At 29.9% G+C, this 19,602-nt stretch carries 13 protein-coding genes; 5 read left to right on the plus strand and 8 right to left on the minus strand.

Features of this window, described 5'->3' with window-relative positions; all coding sequences use genetic code 11:
- Positions 1-76: 76 nt before the first annotated feature.
- From QLS97_RS11500 to QLS97_RS11510, 3 genes are all read right to left on the minus strand, one after another.
- Complete coding sequence (locus QLS97_RS11500; RefSeq protein WP_282716811.1) at positions 77-784, minus strand: hypothetical protein; 708 nt, start codon at positions 782-784, stop codon at positions 77-79.
- Between the two features lie 384 nt (positions 785-1,168).
- Positions 1,169-1,897 (minus strand): hypothetical protein, encoded by a 729-nt coding sequence (locus QLS97_RS11505; protein WP_282716812.1) that lies wholly within the window; start codon positions 1,895-1,897, stop codon positions 1,169-1,171.
- 241 nt (positions 1,898-2,138) lie between these two features.
- Positions 2,139-2,546 carry a hypothetical protein gene (locus QLS97_RS11510; RefSeq protein ID WP_282716814.1) on the minus strand — a complete coding sequence of 136 codons (408 nt, stop codon included), beginning with the start codon at positions 2,544-2,546 and terminating at the stop codon, positions 2,139-2,141.
- Positions 2,547-3,280: 734 nt separating this feature from the next.
- On the opposite strand from QLS97_RS11510, the gene dndC reads away from it, so the two are divergent.
- The 5 genes from dndC to QLS97_RS11535 all read left to right on the plus strand — a co-directional run bounded on the left by dndC (position 3,281) and on the right by QLS97_RS11535 (position 8,546).
- A complete protein-coding gene (gene dndC / locus QLS97_RS11515) occupies positions 3,281-4,645 on the plus strand; it encodes a DNA phosphorothioation system sulfurtransferase DndC (RefSeq protein ID WP_282716816.1) in 1,365 nt (454 codons plus the stop codon).
- Positions 4,642-6,741 (plus strand): DNA sulfur modification protein DndD, encoded by a 2,100-nt coding sequence (dndD, locus tag QLS97_RS11520; RefSeq protein ID WP_282716818.1) that lies wholly within the window; start codon positions 4,642-4,644, stop codon positions 6,739-6,741. Before dndC ends, dndD begins: the two co-directional genes overlap by 4 nt.
- The gene (locus QLS97_RS11525; RefSeq protein ID WP_282716820.1) at positions 6,725-7,117 is read left to right on the plus strand and encodes a DndE family protein; all 393 of its coding nucleotides are present in this window, start codon (positions 6,725-6,727) and stop codon (positions 7,115-7,117) included. The genes dndD and QLS97_RS11525 overlap by 17 nt, the downstream gene beginning before the upstream one ends.
- A gap of 126 nt (positions 7,118-7,243) precedes the next feature.
- The gene (locus QLS97_RS11530) at positions 7,244-7,921 is read left to right on the plus strand and encodes a hypothetical protein (RefSeq protein ID WP_282716822.1); all 678 of its coding nucleotides are present in this window, start codon (positions 7,244-7,246) and stop codon (positions 7,919-7,921) included.
- A 1-nt stretch (position 7,922) separates the two neighbouring features.
- Entirely contained in the window at positions 7,923-8,546 is a 624-nt protein-coding gene (locus QLS97_RS11535) for a class I SAM-dependent methyltransferase (protein ID WP_282716823.1), read from the plus strand.
- A gap of 15 nt (positions 8,547-8,561) precedes the next feature.
- Here the strand turns inward: QLS97_RS11535 and QLS97_RS11540 are convergent, their stop codons facing one another.
- From QLS97_RS11540 to dptF, 5 genes are read right to left on the minus strand one after another with little or no spacing between them, the layout of a single operon-like run.
- On the minus strand, positions 8,562-9,515 hold the full coding sequence (locus QLS97_RS11540) for a hypothetical protein (protein WP_282716825.1): 954 nt from the start codon (positions 9,513-9,515) through the stop codon (positions 8,562-8,564).
- 36 nt (positions 9,516-9,551) lie between these two features.
- The gene (locus QLS97_RS11545; RefSeq protein ID WP_282716827.1) at positions 9,552-11,126 is read right to left on the minus strand and encodes an ATP-binding protein; all 1,575 of its coding nucleotides are present in this window, start codon (positions 11,124-11,126) and stop codon (positions 9,552-9,554) included.
- Entirely contained in the window at positions 11,116-16,380 is a 5,265-nt protein-coding gene (gene dptH / locus QLS97_RS11550; protein WP_282716829.1) for a DNA phosphorothioation-dependent restriction protein DptH, read from the minus strand. Before dptH ends, QLS97_RS11545 begins: the two co-directional genes overlap by 11 nt.
- Positions 16,361-17,827 carry a DNA phosphorothioation-dependent restriction protein DptG gene (gene dptG, locus QLS97_RS11555; protein ID WP_282716831.1) on the minus strand — a complete coding sequence of 489 codons (1,467 nt, stop codon included), beginning with the start codon at positions 17,825-17,827 and terminating at the stop codon, positions 16,361-16,363. Before dptG ends, dptH begins: the two co-directional genes overlap by 20 nt.
- Positions 17,824-19,563, minus strand: coding sequence for a DNA phosphorothioation-dependent restriction protein DptF (gene dptF, locus QLS97_RS11560; protein WP_282716833.1), 1,740 nt, complete (start codon positions 19,561-19,563; stop codon positions 17,824-17,826). Before dptF ends, dptG begins: the two co-directional genes overlap by 4 nt.
- Positions 19,564-19,602: the final 39 nt, after the last annotated feature.

Consider the following 19,602-nt stretch of genomic DNA (forward strand, 5'->3'; position numbering starts at 1 on the left):
TACCTCCGGTTTCATTCAACACAGGTTTTATTGTTAATGCTGCGCATGCAACGAAACCTTGCTATTAGCAGATGACCTAATGTGATTGCTCCGTGGTTTTTATTAATCGGTACAAATAATCTTTGCAATTCTTACGAAATTCCCTAATCACTGGAGCTATAAGAGTAATATTCTCGACTATGCTCTTATTATAATTATCATGAAAGGTCATTCGTTCATCATGTAACTTTTCAGTGTCATTACCAGACCTCTCGAGATTTATATTGTTATATTTCAACTCTATTAAACAGGAATTAGCGATATCGCAAAGTTTATCTAAAATTAGAATTTTTAAGTTATCTGCTTGATTTGTAAGCTCACTGTTATCTACAAAAAGTTTAAATTTTGCTTCACTTTCAAGTAAATCGGAATACGAGTTACTTATCAACTTTTTATACTCTTCGATTTCAAGACTACTTTTTGTATCTATACCCGCAAAATCAGAATTTGTCAAAACATTAATCCAAATGGCGAGTTTCTGATTATAATCAATTATTGCATTTCTTTCCTCTTGATACAAACCAAGTTGAGAGCTTGTTAAAAATTGAAGATTGAATTTTAATTTTTCATTTTGAGCAGTGAAAATCTGCTTTACCGATTCAACCTTTTCAGTAATATCAGTAATGTCTTGTTTTGTTGCGAGATTTTTACCTTTTTCTCCAAAGTAACTTGGTAGCATATTCTTTATAAGAAAGTAAAGAATCAAAAAGGCAATCAGTAAAATTATAGTGTTTATATATTCCATTTTAGGTCAGGTTTTTAAGGATTCTGCAAACTTCAGTTCGTCTAAAAACCTCTAAACGAACTTTATTTTGATAACTAGAAAGTAAATATATGGGATTTCAACTATAATTCAAACTCTTTCCGGCAGCCTTCGATTAGCTGTAGTAAGTTCGGAATTATAAACTAAAATACAATTTTGAAAGCAATTCACAACAGCAGATCATACTTTGTGAAAAATGTGGGGTTTTAATTTTAATCATGATATTAAAAAATTGCTCAAAGTCAAAGACATTTGCAACATTTACAACAAAATTACTTATCTAAAGTACATACTTTACAGAGCCGGTTAGCAGTAACTCTCTAAATACAAAACCAACTTCAAATTAGGCCCTAAACCCCTATATTATCAAACGGCAGTTAATGGCTGTGTTTTATATTGATTCAAGTGTTTTCTAATTATTTCGGCTAAATCTTTTAACAATTCGTTATTCACATTTGTACTTAATTGTCTTGTGTGAATTACTAATTTAGTTTTGTCTTTATTGTAGTGGAGAAAATACCAATTTCCAGCAGAATAATATTTTGTTCCAATTTCATCTCCAACATATTCTACCTCAAAAATATTATTAATTTCTCTGTTGTTTTCGTTATTGGTTATATAGTTCGAACAAGCCAAGACAATTACAGGGAAATTTTGAATAAATTCAGATACTTTTAAAATCTCTTTTCTGCTTGAAATATTTGCTTTGTCAGCTTTTGATGTTGTTTTTGAGGGCGAATCGTTTATTTCTGATGTGAAAATATGATTTAGAAAATCTACTTTAAAATTTTCGGTTTTCTTTTCTAAAATATAGTCCGATAATTTTTGATATTTACTCCAAGTATTTTTACCCCAACTTTTTCTTAATGGATGTTTTTCGTCAACCTGATATTCTAAAACTTCACAAGTTTTATTTTCTATATGATTTTTCCAATCTTTTGCATTGTTTCTATACCATTCAAAACTATATAAATCGTGTGTTTCAATAGCAGATTCTTTTCCAATGATTAAAATTTTTGAGTTTGGATTTCCTGTTCCAATGTAAAACTCGTTTATACCTTTTTCAACGAATTCAATAAAGTCATTATTATACATATTTTATCCTGCGTTTAAACTAATAATTACAAATTAAGAATAGAAAACAAAAATTGAAAGAAACAATTTGTATTTGTATATAAATCGTATTTTCTTGTATTTTGATAAAGTTTTTATTACAAGAATTAATCTTTCTTCATTGCATTCGGAATAATTTAATTCATAAAAACGTTGCTCACATTTTGTTATAATTTCTATGTACAACTTTTTTAAGTTAACTAATGTCACCTTTTTTTATACTTTAAATTAATCCAAACAATCGGTTAGCATCATTATTATTCGCTTGGTTTTCAGTAATGTTTTGTGAAGCAATTGTCTTTGGAATTCTAATGTTTTGAAATCGATTAATTCGATTATTTGCTCTTACTTTAGGTGTTCCTGTACTCAAGGAACAAATAAAAACATCACAGTTTTGATTATTGAAGTTTACGATACCCTGTGAAATAGCTGTTGAATTATCTCCCATAGAAAATATTCCAATTTTTAAATTTTTATAATTTATAACAATATCAGAAAAATCGTTTGGATCTCTACCTAAAGCTTGTTTATTTGTTGATATTCCCCCATTACTCAATAATAAGTTATATAATATTCCAATAGTTGTTGTTTTTCCTGTGTTTGAAAATCCTTCAAGTACAATTATTTCCATATGCTATGTTTTTTGTTTAAGATATCGCCTAACGTCAGTAAGTCTTCAAACCTCCAGACGAACTCCATTTTTTTAATTAGAACGTAAATATTGTGATTTAAACTATAATTATTTATCTTTTTAAACCACCTCCATTTCCGTACAATACAGGTTCATTGATCGCGCTGCGTACGCAACTAGTAAACAAGATCAAACGCAATCACCTTTCAAAGTTTCAACTCGATTTGCGCTATTTTTCATGGCTTGTAAATTGAATCTTTTTAAGTTGTATTCACAATACCCACATTTAGTGATATTTGATTTAAACTAAAAATATTTCACAAAGATTTCTTCACATATAATTATAAGTAAAAACAAAAAAGACACCTCCCAGCATCTTTCTATCTCTTCCAACTATCATTTTTATCATAATCCCTCTTAAACTCATAAATCTTCCCTCTCAGGTAAAGACCTATTAAACCAAGGCACACGCATAAACTACTTTGCATGCTGTTTTAATTATTACAAATACAAAGCTTAGTATGTATTACTCGTATACTATTTATACTCTATATCCCTACACTATAGTTTTCAACAACAATAATTCCAAATAATGTCATACATCTTAACAACCATAACTGATAGCCCTCGAAAATAAAAGCAAAGAAAAGAGATGAAAATTGTTTATAATAAGCCTAAATTCGCAAAAATTATTATTATAATTATTTTACTTTTAAGATACTAAATATTCCTGGATGACTCCAATAAGAAATAAAAAAGTTGAAGGCATAATTGCTGAAATTATAGACCAATATGCTTACGCCGATAAATCTGACAGACCGTGGATTATTGGGTTTAGTGGCGGAAAGGATTCTACAGTCTTACTTACCCTAGTTTGGATTGCTTTGCAAAGAATTAGAGAAACATTGCCATACCCATTTCAATTGCAAAGAAAAGTTTATGTAGTTTGCAATGATACCATGGTAGAAAATCCTATTATAGCTAATTACGTGGAGGATGTGCTTGCAAAAATAACAGAAGCAGCAAGAGATCAAGATTTGCCAATATTTGTTCAAAAAACAACACCAAAATTAGAAGAAACTTTTTGGACTAATGTAATTGGAAAAGGATATCCAGTTCCAAATAACACCTTCAGATGGTGTACAGACAAACTAAAAATAAGGCCTACTTCAAACTTTTTAGTGGAGCAAATTGATGAAAAAGGTGAAGCAATTGTCTTATTGGGAACTCGTTATGATGAAAGTGCCACTAGAGAGCGCTCCATCAGAAAACACGAAGTTACCGGAAGTAGATTATCAAAACATCAAACAACAGTAAACACCTATGTTTACGCTCCAATCAAAGAAATGATTGTGGATGAAATTTGGTATATAATTAATACGGTAAAATCTCCTTGGGGATTTGATAATTCCATACTTTTCAAAATATATGCTGATGCTAGTGCTGATGATTATGAATGTCCGACAGTTGTTGTAAACAAAGAACATAATTCATGTGGGCAAAGTCGTTTTGGCTGTTGGACATGTACAGTTGTGAAAAATGATAAGTCAATGTCATCATTGGTTAATAATGGTCAAAACTGGATGGAACCTTTGATGGCATTTAGAAATAGATTGGTCGAAGGTAGAAACATTTCTGAAAACAGAATGGATGTAAGAAGAAATAATCAAGCAGCTGTTCGGGAAGATGGAACTAATAATGGAACATATACTTCTGTATATAGATATGAAATTTTAAAAGACTTGTTACTTGTTCAAAAGGAAATTCAAAAAGAAAGACCACATATCACATTAATTAATAATCAAGAGCTAATCGCTATTCAAGTAACTTGGAATAGAGATGGGTATTTTGACCATACAGTAGGTGACCTCTATAAAGAAATTTACAATAAAGAAATTAGCACCAATAACATCAAATCGCTCGATGATACAGAGCGTAGAATCTTGAAAGAGGTATGTGAAGAAGAACCCGGATATTATCATTTAATTGACAATTTGATTGCTTTGCAAGAAACCAAAACATTGATGATTTCAAAATATGGTCTTCATAATGATGTGGAAAAGAGAATTGAAAGTTTTGTAAATGAGAATGGGCTATGAAAATAAATAAAATAAAATTTCAAAATTTTAGAATTTACAAAGGAGAAAATGAAATACTTTTTGCTCCTAATGCTTCCAAAAACATCAGCATCATAGCTGGTAAAAATGGTTTTGGTAAGACTACTTTTCTAACTTCTCTTATATGGGTATTCTACGGAAAAATGATGAGCGAGGTAGAAGATAAATATAAGAAAGACATCAAGAATTCTGGTGGTTATGAAAAGTTTATCAAAACGCTTTTGAATAGAGAAGTAAAAACTGATTACGAAAACAATATAAAAAACAATCCTGTTCTTTCAGTTGAAATAGAATTAAAGGACATTCTGATTCCTTCTATACCTTGTAAATCGGTTGTGATAAAGAGGTCTTATAATTTAAAAACTGATTCCGAAGATTTAAAAATAATGATTGATGGTTTAGAGAACGAATTAACCAAAGAGGTTGGATTTGAAGTTTTCATAAACGATTTTATTTTACCTCGTGAGATTGCAAAATTTTTCTTTTTTGATGCAGAAAAAATAGTTTCTCTTGCAGAAGCTAAATCAAAAGCCGAATTAAAAAATCTAAGTAAAGCATACTCCGAAGTTTTAGGAATTAAAAAATACGAAGATTTAAAAAAAAATCTAGAAACCTTATTAACGAAGCTTCGCAGAAGTGGCGCTTCTCCAATGCAACAAACTAAGTTGTTTGATCTAACAGATTCAGAAACTGAATTGCTCGGAATGATTGAAATCAATCAAGATAAGCAAGCAAATATCGATCGTGAAATTACAAATCACAAAATAAATAGTGATAACCTTCAAGAGAAGTTGATACGTGAAGGTAATGGAATTACTCTCGAAGAACTTCAAAAAATGAAGTCCGAAAGAGACAATTTAAAAGAGGAATCAGCAAGCATTAAAAACAAACTTAAAAAACTAATGGACATTGCACCATTGGTAATTGCGGGTAAAAAATTAGTATTACTAAAAGAACAATTAGTTTTTGAGCAAAATATTAATAGTAATTCAGTTGACAAAACTATTCTAGCTGAAGAATTGAATTCATTCTCAACTATTTTATTAAAAAAATTAGAAGCTTTAAATTTAGATAGCAAAACTAAATCTAAAGTGGAGGAAGCACTAAAAGAAACCATTTCAGAGAAGGAAACTACAAAACAATCTAGTAGCTCCGATAAAGTGCTTTTAGATTATACAACGGAACAATTCAGAAATTTTGAGGCGGTTTTCAACAACATCAAAGGAGCTTTTTCAAGTCAATTCAATGCAGTGGTTCAAGAAGAAAAAAACAATAGAATTTATCTTTCTAAACTATATCAACAAATTAAACAAGCGGAAGCTAGAAAAGACAATCCTTTAGCGCAAAAGTTACGTGAAGAGAAAAAAGAAGCCGAAGATAAAATCACTATTTTAACCCTTAACAAAGGGAAACTGATTGAAGAATATGATAGTTACAATACTAGATTAACTTCAACAAGAAAGGTATTGTCTGAATATGAAAAGGATTTCAAATTGGTTGAAACAGACCAAAAGAAATTTGAAGTAACAGAGAAGCTGCTAATCAAAATCAATACTATTATCCAAAAAATAAAAGAGGATAAAAAGTATTCACTACAAAAATCCATAATGCTTGGTCTTAAAAAAATCATGCACAAAAACGACTTCATTTACAATGTAAGAGTAAATGTAGTTGATGATGTGATGGATATTGATTTATTGGACAAAAACGATGAAATAATAGATAAAGATTCATTATCTAAAGGAGAACAACAATTGTACGCTACGGCTTTATTAAAAGCATTAGTAGACGAATCCGGAATTAAATTCCCGGTGTTCATTGATAGCCCATTACAGAAGTTTGATAAATATCACTCTAAGAATATTATAAAAGAGTTTTATCCGGCTATTTCAGAGCAAGTGGTACTGTTTCCATTGTTAGAAAAAGAATTATCGGAATTGGAATATGACTATTTAAAACCAAACGTGAATAAGGTTTTTGTAATCGAAAACCACAATAACGGCTCCAGCTTCAAACCATTTGCAGTGGACCAATTATTTACTCACTTAAAACAAGAGCAAGATGTTTACGCAAATTAAAACCAGCAAGGAAAATAAAGAAGTGGTTGCCTTGTTAACTCGTAAACTGGGTCTAGGAACCGAAAATGTAATAGCAAGAATTGCCTATACTTACTCTCTATCTCAAGATAAAAAATTAGACTTAAACGAAATCAAAGATGCTGGAGGAAAAGAATATTCTAAATCAGTTCTCTTTGGAGAATATTACGATATTTATCTTGGTATGCTTTGTGTACACTATGGTTTATACAAAACAGATAAAGACATTGGTCGCTACATCAAAATGCACGTAGATGAAGGATTAGAACTTTTAAACGAAGAGGTAAATAACCGTTCCAATATTGACGGTTTTGATTTTTTGAGTGAGAAGATTAACACTTCACTACAAATTTATTGATATTCCTTATTTTAAATGGAAAGATATTATTGTGATTGTATGCCTTATTTTAATCAAATTCTCTCTCTTATTTTTATAATACTAGTAATAATCAAATTTATTATTACACTTAATACATATTTAATTATGGATTTATTTAGCGCACCAGTAATTGCTTCAATTATTACATTTACAGGAACAGTTATTGTTGCTAAAATTTCAATACAAAATAATAGAAAGACTAGTAAAGAAAACAAAAAACTAATTGAAAGAACTGACCTAATAGAAAAAAGAAAAGTATTAGAAAAAAAACTAAATGAGTTCTATATTCCTCTTAGGTATTACTTGGCTCAAAGTAAAACTCTTTTTAAGATATTTATGAAAGATAAGCCTAATGATTTTAGAACATTAACGTTTTTATTAGACCAAGAATGTGAGTATGGAGAAGAAAAGATGAGAGTGATATTAAACCAAAACGATAAAGCTTTATTGAAGACAATTATTGATATAGGCAGTAAAATAGAAACTTTAATTCATGAAAAAAGTTACTTAATAGGAAGTGATCGAGAGTTCGTGGATAATTATCAGCCTAGTGAAGGATATAAGCATATACCGTATGATAAAGACTTAACCCTTATTAATCTGTTAATTTCTCATCTTGTGACTATAAGAATGGCTTTTAACTGCGAAATTAAGGGACAAGTTGATAAATTTGAAGGTTTTGTATTTCCCAATGAAATTAATTCTAAAATCAATAGTAAAATTGAAGAATTAGAGAATACACTGATAAGTTATGAATCAAAAATACTAAATCTAATTAGTTAAGATGAAAGGTCGAAAGGAAATTACTATTAGCAGTTATGATGAAACTGCTAATGAATACTTTAAAATAGTTTCTGAATTTGATTTGATCCCAGAGATTTTTGAATTTACCAAATTGATAAAACAAAATGGGCGGATTTTAGATTTAGGCTGTGGTCCTGGGCATCATTCAAAATATTTTTCTAATCTAGATTTTAAAGTTACAGGAATTGACTTATCTTCAGAAATGATAAAACTAGCGAAAAAAGAATTTGCAGACGTAAATTTTAAAGTTATGGATATATTAGATTTGGATTTTGAAAAGAATTCATTTGATGGTATATGGGCTTCAGCAAGTTTATTACATATTCCTAAGAATCATATAAAATTAATTTTAAATAAGATAAAAGATGCATTAATTAATGATGGCATTCTCTATATTTCCTTAAAAGAAGGTAAGGGCTCGGAATTATTTAATGATATTAGATATGGTGGAGTCAATAAGTTTTATGTATATTATCAACTTGATAAAATTAAAAAAATATTAAAAGATGTTGGATTTAATATATTAGAAATAAAACTAAAAGGTAAGCGTACTAACTATGATACTAATTCTTGGTTACACATTTTTTGCCAAAATAAAAAATAATTTTTCATACTACTTTTAGTTATTTGGTATAAATTTTTGTTTGCAATATTCTTCTATTTCTGTGTCATTTAAGAAATAAAGATCACAGAATGCTTCAAGTTCTTTTTCTATTGAATTGTAATATCTATCACTCACAGTCATAAGCTTTTCAATATGTTCTATAAATTTCTCAAAATCTTTATTGATTTTACATAATTTATCAATTGTTTTGAAATCTAAATCTTTAAATTTTGCAGGAAATAATATTTTACTTTCGTAGGGGTTAGCTTTTAACTCAATTATTCCAATTCCAAAAGATTGATTTAATCGTTCCATTTCTTCATTCAAACTATCACTAATTTCAAAAGCAACAAGGTATCCATAGTTAGCCCAGCTTGAATTTGAAACTGCTTGAAAAAATGTTTTTTTCAATTCATAATCAGAATTAATTTCACGTTTAATTTCAAAAGAAGAAATTTTAAAAATGTCTAATTTATTAATTGCTTTTAAAAAAGTTTGATTAATTTTTGATTGAAGATTCAAAAATTGTATTCCTACAACATCTGGGTGAATCCATTTTTGATGATTATCCTTGGTATTTGATGACTGTTCATGAAAAATAGTCTTTGAATAAGTATTCGTATTCTTTAAAAAACTAACCAATAACTTATGTAAATCTCTTTCTTGATAATCATTCTTTTTAGGTTTTATTTTGTCTGAATCTATTTCCGAATCTAACTGATCAATTAAAACCGTTTTTTCTATTTTAGTTAAATAATACTTATAAGTTTCACCTGAAGTCTTGCTCCTTTTAATTCTTGAATCGCCATTTTTTATAAATTCTCCCAACATCGCTGAGACAATGGCAATTGGTTTTTTTGCGCCAAATTCATAATAACCTTTATTGACAATATGTTTGTAGATTTCTGAGGCATTAGCAAGACTATTCATATCTTCTAAACTCTTTAATATTGATTCCTTAATTGTCATAAATTAGTTTCTTATAAAATTAATGGTTAATAAAAATTATACTTGAAAGTTTAGTCCAAACATTTTTTTAAACATATACTCACATAAATCACGATAAATTTTTAAATCTTCTTCTGTTATTGTTACTGCAACTCTCTTGTGTACTAATTCACATCTTAAATTATAATAATAGTTTACTCTAGCCCAAGTGTCTTTTTTAAAATTTATATAATTTGCTATTTCGGTATGCACAGTGGCTCTATTTCCCATTATGCTAGCTAATCTTGCAGCAGCATAAGTATTAGGAGGTGTCTCATTTGCTAAATAATCTTTAAATGCAATTTCAAGGGTACTATCAAGAATTAACAGGCTTATTCTATTATTTTGTTCAATATTTAATTTAGAAATTTCTTCAACAGCAATTAATGCTTCGTAAGTCCCTTTTACCCAAGGTTTTTTTGTTGCAATTGATTTATTATTTCGTTTTATTACATCAATATATTTTTGATTTGTTTTTCTAGGTATTGGAACAAGATGCAAATCGGTACTTTGTGTTAATTCAGAAACAGAAACTTCTTTAATATTCCCTGTTTTAAATGGAAAAACTTTAGTTGCCCATTCATCTGCCATACTTCTAGAAGCCCTTGAATAATTAGTAATTATCTGAATTATTTGGCTTTCTAATGCTTTAAAGCTATGGTTTTTTGTGTTTATTTCAGATTTAGAACTATTCCATGGCATTAGTTGAGAACCTCCTTTTAATCGAACAATAACTCTCACTAAAGAAATAGATGGATGTGGTTGACCTGCCAATCCTGTTTTATAACCTATCTCATAACCTTTAAATGCTCTTGAAATTAATCTATCATTACAATACATATAAAGTCCATATTCTCCACCGGCAGGGTCTCCTTGTTTTGTTAGTCCTGAGATAATATCAAAACTAATTTCTCTAGAATCAACAGAAACTTTACCTGAGTAATGCTTCGGTTCAAAATTCGAAGGGTACGACCAGCTTTCAAAAACGATTGGTTCAATTGCTTTTGAATTTAACAAAACAGAAAAATTATTTTTTGATATAAATTGAGAATATGTTGCTCCCAGATGATTAATCAATCTTTTTTCATTGTCAGGATTAATTGGGTCCCTCAGTTTTGTTAACTCTATAATTGTTGTATTTTCGGGTATTGTATCAGCTTCATAAATAGTAATATTCCAATCTGGATCAGCAATCCAATTATCATCAAATTCTACTAAAGTTGTTCTATTATTCTTATATCTTGAATATATTTTAATCTGTTGAGCTAAGGCAACAACTGCTCTTTTAGAACCAACGCCAAACAGTCCTATAACTTCTTTATCAATTTCATTTCTTGATTCACCTGGGCTAATAACTAATTTCATTTCACTCTCTGGAATACCTCCAGAATTATCACTTACCACAATTGTTTGTTGTTGATAATTTAAATTCACTTTTACTTCAAGAGGTTTTATTTGACCATTATAAGTCCAAGAATCAATTGCATTATCTATTAATTCACATAGAGCTAATGATAAATCATAATCTGAAATTATTGATAAATAAATTCGCTTTGATGGAGTAGCATCAATATCTTGTATTCTATTTTTCATATATCAATAATTCGTTATTTCCTAAAAGTTCCCAAAACGCCTTATCCTTAATCAAAATTGGGTCAGAGCCAGCCAAGTTTACAATGCTTTGGTGCTTTTCCAAACCTTTAATGGTTTTGATTAAATTTTCTCTTTGCGACTTGCTTTCTAAAGAAAACAAAGAATCTACTTCTTTAATTTTTATCTCATTGACTCTATGAATAACCCAAGTTAGAATATAATTAGAGTATTCATTCTCACTGGTTGCAAAATGATTTAAGAATTGAGTGGAAAGTATCGTTCCAACACCAAACTCCCTTCCTTCTTTCAATATTTTACGAATGGAATTGAAGTTCTTACTCAAGAAATTATCGGCTTCATCTACCAAAATCATTTTCTTTATCTCACGGTTATGGCCCTTTATTTCGCTATGGCCATGTCGTTGCATTTGAGTATAAAAAGCATCAAGCGTAATTGCCACAATTAGGTTCTGGATAGATTCATCATAACCAGAAAGATTAATTACTATTACCCCTTCAATGAGTGAATAAAGCGATTGTGTTTTGGTTGCATCAGGCTCAAAGATTTCGAATTCGGAAAGATTTGAAATAGCTGCATATAAACTATCTTGCGAAGCTTTTTCATTGCTCAAATAGATGTCACAAACTTCACCTAACGTTGGTGGTATTTTACTCCATGTGTCTTTATTGGCTTTATTTATTCCCTTATTTTCATACGCTTCTACAATAACATCTCTCAATCTTTGCTTTTGGACATTACCCAGGTTAAACGCATTTGAAATTGTTTCTTTAATATCATTGGCAGTGTGTAAAGGCAACATGGGCTTTGATATCTGTGAGGCATCCAAAGCCAGGGGATTATAAGGCAAATGGTAAGGCGTAAAAACCTTAGCATTTGTCCTGTCAACGAAATCATCTTTTATATAATCTCCTTTATAATCAAATATTAAGATTCCTAAATTTTCATTGCCGATATTTTTATCTGAGTTTTCATATAACTGAGTTATTAATGACTTCGTAAATTGAGTTTTCCCAGTGCCCATTGTACCAATAATACCTGTATTGGTATGCATCACTTTATTTGTATTGTTTGGTTCCCAAATAATTGGCTTTGAACTCCCCAAATCAGTTCCAAAAACAATTTTTATTCCTTCTTCAGAATTAATAACAGGGCTTGCTTTACTCTTAACTTCTGGAGCTATTTTGGCTCTTACGTCTACAGTATCATTTGAGGCAGTTTCATTCTTATCTTCATTTTGCACTTTATCTTCTGCAACATTTACTATTTCATTTTCTTCTTTTATGCCCTCTTCTATTTCCTCTTCTATTTCCTCTTCTAATTCGTAAGGGGTAAACACTTCCTTTGAAGCTTCTGAAAAACTATTAATTAATAAACTGCTTTTAACGATTGTTGTTTCTGTTTCATGGAAAAGATGAATTAAATCATCAATTGATTTTACGAGAAAATTGAAACCATCGGCCTCAAGCAGATCAACTCTCATAAATCCATCTGCAATTCTAATTTTGCGTTGGAAGACATCATTTCCAAAGTGGATAAGTCCAAATCTTCCAATTGAAGAGTCAAGTCGATTGCTGATAATAAAATTGTTGCTCAATAAATCCCTTCTATAATTTTCTATTACTAGATCCCAGTTTTGATTATCCCAAACATGGAATAGCTTCATTTTCTCAGCATTATTAATTGCTATTTTTGCAAAAAAGTTTTTATAGAATTCACCAAGAAATCCTTCTTTGGTTAAATGTTCATAAAGTAAGTGGGCTGTTCTACTACCTTGATTAATTCCTTTCTTTACAATTCCAAGTCCGCCTATTTTTAATTCAACGGGATAAAGATGCATCAGCAATTTCTCGCCAAACCATTCTAATCCAATTAATAAAAGGTCGTCACTGTAGGATCCAATTGCACCCAAATTCTTGGCAGAAAATAGACCTTCACTCATATCCAATCCAGCATTCCCTGAAACTCTCAAGATCTCTTCAAGTGATATTGGAATCCAAATTATATTTGGACTATATAAAAAAGTTAAAGCCGATTTTATTCCAGATAAAAGACTCAGTTTCTCTTTAGGAAAGTGACTGTGCTGGCGAATCAGTTTAAGTAGCCATTCACCATTGATTGCATTAAAGAAATTAATAATTTGAATTGTGTCAATAGTGGCATCAAACTGAACATTGTGTTTTTCTAAAAACTCTTTTACAACAAATTCATATTGGTTCGTCTTTCTGCTTACTGTAATTGCATCATATCCATTAGAATTAACGTATTGGTCACTATAATGGATGATAACTAGATCTCTATTTTCTTTAAAAAAGTCTAAATCAACCTTTGGATCAATATAAGTAACCCACTGAGAATTCAGATATAACTTTTCTAATTGTTTTTTAACGTCATAATTGATTGTTGTAGAAAGGGCTTTGTTTCTCTCATATGGATTACCATTTGAGGCAACTCTTACAAATGCATTTAATAAGGTTGATAAATGCATTATTTGTGACTGAACCTCAGGCAAATCCTTTAAGCCGTAGCCGGTTCGATAATTATTAGCGGTTGGTGTTGAACAAACATCTGACATCAATCCATCCATTGATATGCCAGTTTTTACCATACTCATATCGTCATATGAGGTTTTCGTTTCATTAATGTCGAATTGAAAAAAAGTAACATGCGCATATTCATAACTTTCCAATTGAGTAGGTAGCTTTTTTGAATAAAAATTTACTTTTTCAAGGAAAGCATTTAACAAATCTTCTTTTTCGAATTTCCTTGTAGACAGTTCAACTTCCAATTGGCTTTTAATATCCTCCACCTTTTCATAAAAAGTAAGTTCTTCAAATTTTGTAACAAACTTCTCTGAGCCATAAATACTGACCTCGATAGGTAATAAATCGGCAGGTCTTTTGTTTTCATTTGCATTGAGATAAGCCCGATAATATTCAAAAAGCCCCTTGACCACCTCCTTGCAATCGCCCAAGTTGATTACATTAATCTTTACAGGCGCTGAATTAGATTGCCCAAATAAGAATTGAAAATTAGTAGTGAAGTCTTTTATTTTATCTGCAACGAGTTTTGCAACAAAACTTTTTGATGCCGCTTTTTTCGAGTTTAAATGAGTTGTATAATATAACCATTCAGGAGAATGGCTTGATTCTATAGGAACATAAACCTCATCATTCTTGCCCTGCAAATACGGCACTAAATTGTACGCATTTAGGCGCTTTAAAATTGCATTATAAACATCCTCATTTTTTAATTTATCATTTATTAATAGCTGATAAGCAACATTCAAGGGATGTAGAGGACTGAACTTAATTTTATGTTCCCCAATATTTTCTTTAACAACACCTAACCATAATAAATTTTGTTGCTCGTGAGATAACGACATGTTTTCCTTAAATGATTCCATTTGATGAACAAAGACATTTAAATAATCAATCGATAATTCTTTTAATTCATCATTAATATAAACTAAACTGGGTTGTAAAGCTTTTTCTCTATAATAGGCTCGCAAATTGTCGAAAGCAATCTTTACTTCAGCTTTTAATTCTATTATATTGCTCGTTAATAAATTGTCATTGTGTAAAAGCCATGAATAAGCGTCGGAGTTTATGATTTGCTTTTCCTGAATAAGATTATGCCTAAAATCTCCGCTTACTGTTTTTTCATTATTCTTAAACACAAGTTTTATAGTGTCTTCTTCCTGAATAAACTTATAATCAAGCTCATGAACTCTTTTCTCTTTCCAAACTTCAAGACCAGTTATCGGCTTTAAAGGTTCAAAATCTGACTTAATCGCAATAGGGAAATTTGTTTCACTAATCCCAACATTAAATAATATTAAATCTTCCTGACTAATTGAGGAATCATATTTAATCCTCAGTTCTTGTCCTGAATTTATATTATAGTTACCGTTTATAGCTAATACATCGTTTACAATGATATCAGCCCCGGGATTAAAAACCAACTCTTTGGACTCTTTAACTAATAAATATGACTCTGATTTTGAAACTTTTAATTGAAAATTAGTTTCAAATTGTGATAGTACATGAGGCTGAAAGGGTAAGAGCATTACCTTTATATTATATCTCTTGTCCGTCGCGGGATCTTTATAATCAACTAGAGTGAATACTTCATCAGGATTAAATCTAGCAAATTCTAAAACAATATTATGACCTGTTGCAATTGCCCTGATATTCTTGGAATCGTGCTTAATATTTAGACCTTCTTTTTTTATGACTTGGTCATATTTCACGTTGATTTTGAATGGAAAATCACTAGAAGGATTAAAAACTATAACGTTTATATTTCTATTTTTAGAAACTGAATCACCATCAGTACGATACCAAATTGTTTGAATTAAATTATCACCTCCAACAGATAAAAAAGTAGGCGGTAATTTTTCTTTTTCTTTCTCCATCCATTTTGTGAGAGTGGCGAAATCAAATTCATGCCAATCTTCCTTTATAACTCTTGCTAAAGCAAAATCAGGCAGAAGTGGTTCCAAAATGACAGAAGGATTTCCATTCAAAAAGATATTCTCAAATTTCTCATATAAAATAAAATTACTATCTAAATCTTTTAAAGGCTCACTTTTTGTTGGTAGCTCATTATGAGGGAAAAGGCCCAAACCTTTATAATCCTCGAGATCTATTTTTCCTTTCTCTAAACAATTAATTACCTGTTCATAATCAAAAATAGTATTATTATCCTCAACAACACTTTTCGTTTTTCTCTCTAATATAAATTTCAATATTGCCTTCTCGTGCTTCTTTAAAGAATAATTATTTTCAACATCGAATTCAATTTGATTTTTAAATCTAGTGAAATGTAGAGGCATTCCCTCTTTAATCAAACTGCCACTACCGCCTAATAAACTATCAAGTTTTCCGCTAAAAAGAATTAATATTGCAGTCCCGGCAAATACATCTATTTGGTCAGCAACTTTATTACGAAGCATGGTAAAATAATCTTCTGAAGCAAATTCACTTGAAGCAATTATGATTTTTGTATCATTAATAACAATACAGAAAGTCTCATATGCTTCTCCACCTTCAGGATGTATATAGTTGAACTTTTCATAAGCCCATGATGAATTATTATCCAAGGCCTCATAGAGATTTTGGATATTCTCTTGTCTTTCCAGATAGAGATTAAATCTTTCTCCAGGCTGGATTTTTTGTAATGAAAAGGATTCGAAAATTAAATTCGAAACGTATTTATATAGTTGACTTGACATATTGTGCATCTCCGCTATCGCTTTTTTTCTCTATTAAATTAATTCTCTCAAATAGTTTTGTAATTGCAAGCTTTGAAGTTTCATCAAAGACGATACCTCTATCCTTCAATCGGTCCCACAATAATTTTAATCTGATTTTTTCTTCATTACCAATGCATACCCTTGTTATAAAAAGTAAAAACTCTTGCGATAATACAGTTGTACTTCCGAGTCGGCCTCTACTTTTAGTATAATTGACTTTAGCGAATTGAATAAACCATCTGGCATACTTCAAATCAGCTCCTTTCCTATCAGTATTTTCAAATTGATATTTAATACAAAACCACAGCTTGAATAAATTTTGATTTATATGGCTTTCAAATTTCCTCCAACTCAATTCGAGATCAAGTAACCTGTAACAATCTTCCCAACTGCCGCTTTTTAATGTTATTGTGCTTTTGTAAAGGGATATTATTTCTTCAATCGAATCGACATAAGTTACTTTTTCATCTAGGCTTAAACTCTCATATAACCTAGCTATATCATTATAATCACCAACAGCCTTTCCATCAACTAGTATATAATTTAGTAATTCCAATGCATTAGAATGCGCAAATAGAAATGGAGAGTAACTCTCTAAATTCTTCCATGAAGGAGAATGGGATGAGAGTCTGGTTTCAGATAAGGTTTCCCATTCCAACGTATAATAAAGAGGTTTCACTTCACCATTATCAATACCAAAATTATTAAACCGCAATACCAGCTGTGATAAATAGTGGAAATAATAGTACTTAAATAAATCCTCAACATGCTTTAAATAGAACTCGTTATTCTGTTCTACAAAAGACAAATCGGCTTTAAACTGCTCTTTTATCTGATGGAATAAATTTTTGTAGGGACTGTATTTCCCCTTCGTTATTAATGCAGGTAATTCTGGTAAGCTCTCAAGCATTAACTGATGCAGTAAGTTTTCTTCATTGTCCGATTTTCCTAAATCATCCTCTGTTTCATTTCCTTTGATAAAAAGATCAAAAATGAACAATGATATTTCCTTAATTGCATTGTTTGGATTGATGTTATTCATATAGCAAAGAGTCTTACTATTAAATTTTATAAGTCCATTTTGCTCATCAAAAAACAGATTTGATAGCATCATGCTTAATTCTTCAATATTCTCTGTTTCTACTTTATCAATTGCATTAGTAATTATTGTTTGTTTTAATTCTGATTTATATGAAACATTGGAATCGGCACTTTCGATTTGGGATTTATTACTAATTGTCCTGAATAACTCACCAATAATTCCTTGAAATGATTTAAAATCTTCCTTATAAACATCACCACTAGGATTTGTTTTAAATGGCAAAATTTTGAATTGATTTCCTGTAGTGTGACTAAAAGAATTTTTCTTTATATTTCTAGCTTCAATGCTATTAGGTCCGCTTTTCTTTAATTCTATCTGGCTCATACTATGTGAAATTTGTAACCACTAAAAGCATCCTTGGAAAACTTATAATCGATTGCGTTTTTAACATTCACTTCATCAATATATAAGGAAGCTGTGCTATTGTTTTGATTAATCAATTTATTTATTGTACTAACAAAATAGACATAGTTGTTATTATCTTTTTTATTGGGTCTATATCCTTTTGATACCATTTTCAAAACCTTAAATAAACTGTAATCAACATGTATTTTGACAGGTTTTTTTCCATTGTCAAGTTTAAATTGAAGTGTGAATTCTTGAGTGAACCTTTCTATTTTTGAATTGTTTTTTTCTAACGCGAAATTAACTTCAGGATGAACCTTGAAATCTTTAAATACCCTAAATAAGGTTTGTTTTTTACCAACGTTTAAAATTACTTTTTCACTGGTTTTTGGATCTCCGTACCAATTTCGAGCAGATTCTTCAACTAGTTTATATAATTTTTGAATGCACTTACGATTGTTATTATTGTATTGAAATAACCACATTACATATTCATCAAAATCTGTATCAGCCAAATAATCCATGGTATGATAATTACTGAAATAATTCAGTCGTATAAAAAACTTTGCGAGCTGAATTTTTGGGGTAGAAGTTTTTAATAGTTTAGGTTTAATGGTCACCAAATAGCTCTCGTCAATGAATTCAGAAAATATATCCAAAGTTTCTTCTGCATTGATTAGTGTGAGTAAAATTTCATCTGTTTTAGCGTGACGATAGGAGCATGGATCAATAGTCTCTATTTTTTCAAAAAGACTAGATAATTCCTTATGCTCAAATAAATAATTGGGGATTAAATTAGAAAGATATTCTGCACCAGTCATCTTTTCAAGTTTTTTAAAATAATACTCCTTGGCATTTGATAGATCTACCGGAACAATTATGTCATAAATAAAGTTAAGAAGAGTCCGGACTGATACGATTTCTTTACTTCTAATTATCGCTTTGACAATTAATTGAATTAATATATTTCTATTATTTTGAGAAAAGAGAAATTCATAATTATATACGATTGGGCAATAGTATACGTCATGATTATGTTCTTTGTAATCTTGATAAGCTTGATAAATAGTATTTGCTTTATCATCAGAAACTATTTTCTTTAATAAAGTTGATATTACATCTGAAATAACTCCTTTATCAGTCAAAGAATACATATGGTAATCTGTAAAATTTACGTGATGAAAATTACTTGTTAAAACAGATTCATCATCTGGAAGCAATTCAGTATCTAATATTTTATTATCATTTACATATCCTCTTAAAAGTGAAAATTCATCGCCATACTCTTCAATAAACTTACTTAAGGTGCCTAAATTGATTGCCAAAATAATTTTATCAGTAGACGTATGTATATTCACATCTTTAAAACCGCCCAATAGTTTGTAAAGAGTTGTGTTTGATGACTCATGTGGGTTGTGGGATTCAGTAGCATCATTGTGAATTAAGAACTTTTCCAACTCATTATTAAGTTCGTGATGGAGATGTGATAAAATATGTGACTTTCCATCTCCAACGTTACCTGCAACAATAATTAATTGAGAAATACTATTAGAACTAGCCTTGATAATTATGTTCTTAAGAACAACTTCAATATGTCTTTCAATATGCAAATACTTTTTAAATTCATCTAAATGATAGGCATTCCCCTGAGCGACTGCATATTTTGAAGATTCTCGTAATTTTTTTAATTCTTCAAGTAATGGGTTTATTGACATTGATGTTTTTTTAATATTGTTAATTCAGGATTGAATTAA

Source organism: Flavobacterium yafengii (assembly GCF_030010375.1).
GTDB lineage: Bacteria > Bacteroidota > Bacteroidia > Flavobacteriales > Flavobacteriaceae > Flavobacterium > Flavobacterium yafengii.

Bases quoted from the DNA above. Each gene is read 5' to 3' on its own strand.
- QLS97_RS11510 (WP_282716814.1), bottom strand. From the start codon at position 2,546: ATGGAAATAATTGTACTTGAAGGATTTTCAAACACAGGAAAAACAACA.
- QLS97_RS11545 (WP_282716827.1), bottom strand. From the start codon at position 11,126: ATGAAAAATAGAATACAAGATATTGATGCTACTCCATCAAAGCGAATT.
- QLS97_RS11535 (WP_282716823.1), top strand. From the start codon at position 7,923: ATGAAAGGTCGAAAGGAAATTACTATTAGCAGTTATGATGAAACTGCT.
- dptF (WP_282716833.1), bottom strand. From the start codon at position 19,563: ATGTCAATAAACCCATTACTTGAAGAATTAAAAAAATTACGAGAATCT.
- QLS97_RS11500 (WP_282716811.1), bottom strand. From the start codon at position 784: ATGGAATATATAAACACTATAATTTTACTGATTGCCTTTTTGATTCTT.
- dptG (WP_282716831.1), bottom strand. From the start codon at position 17,827: ATGAGCCAGATAGAATTAAAGAAAAGCGGACCTAATAGCATTGAAGCT.
- dndD (WP_282716818.1), top strand. From the start codon at position 4,642: ATGAAAATAAATAAAATAAAATTTCAAAATTTTAGAATTTACAAAGGA.
- QLS97_RS11530 (WP_282716822.1), top strand. From the start codon at position 7,244: ATGGATTTATTTAGCGCACCAGTAATTGCTTCAATTATTACATTTACA.
- QLS97_RS11540 (WP_282716825.1), bottom strand. From the start codon at position 9,515: ATGACAATTAAGGAATCAATATTAAAGAGTTTAGAAGATATGAATAGT.
- dptH (WP_282716829.1), bottom strand. From the start codon at position 16,380: ATGTCAAGTCAACTATATAAATACGTTTCGAATTTAATTTTCGAATCC.
- dndC (WP_282716816.1), top strand. From the start codon at position 3,281: ATGACTCCAATAAGAAATAAAAAAGTTGAAGGCATAATTGCTGAAATT.
- QLS97_RS11505 (WP_282716812.1), bottom strand. From the start codon at position 1,897: ATGTATAATAATGACTTTATTGAATTCGTTGAAAAAGGTATAAACGAG.
- QLS97_RS11525 (WP_282716820.1), top strand. From the start codon at position 6,725: ATGTTTACGCAAATTAAAACCAGCAAGGAAAATAAAGAAGTGGTTGCC.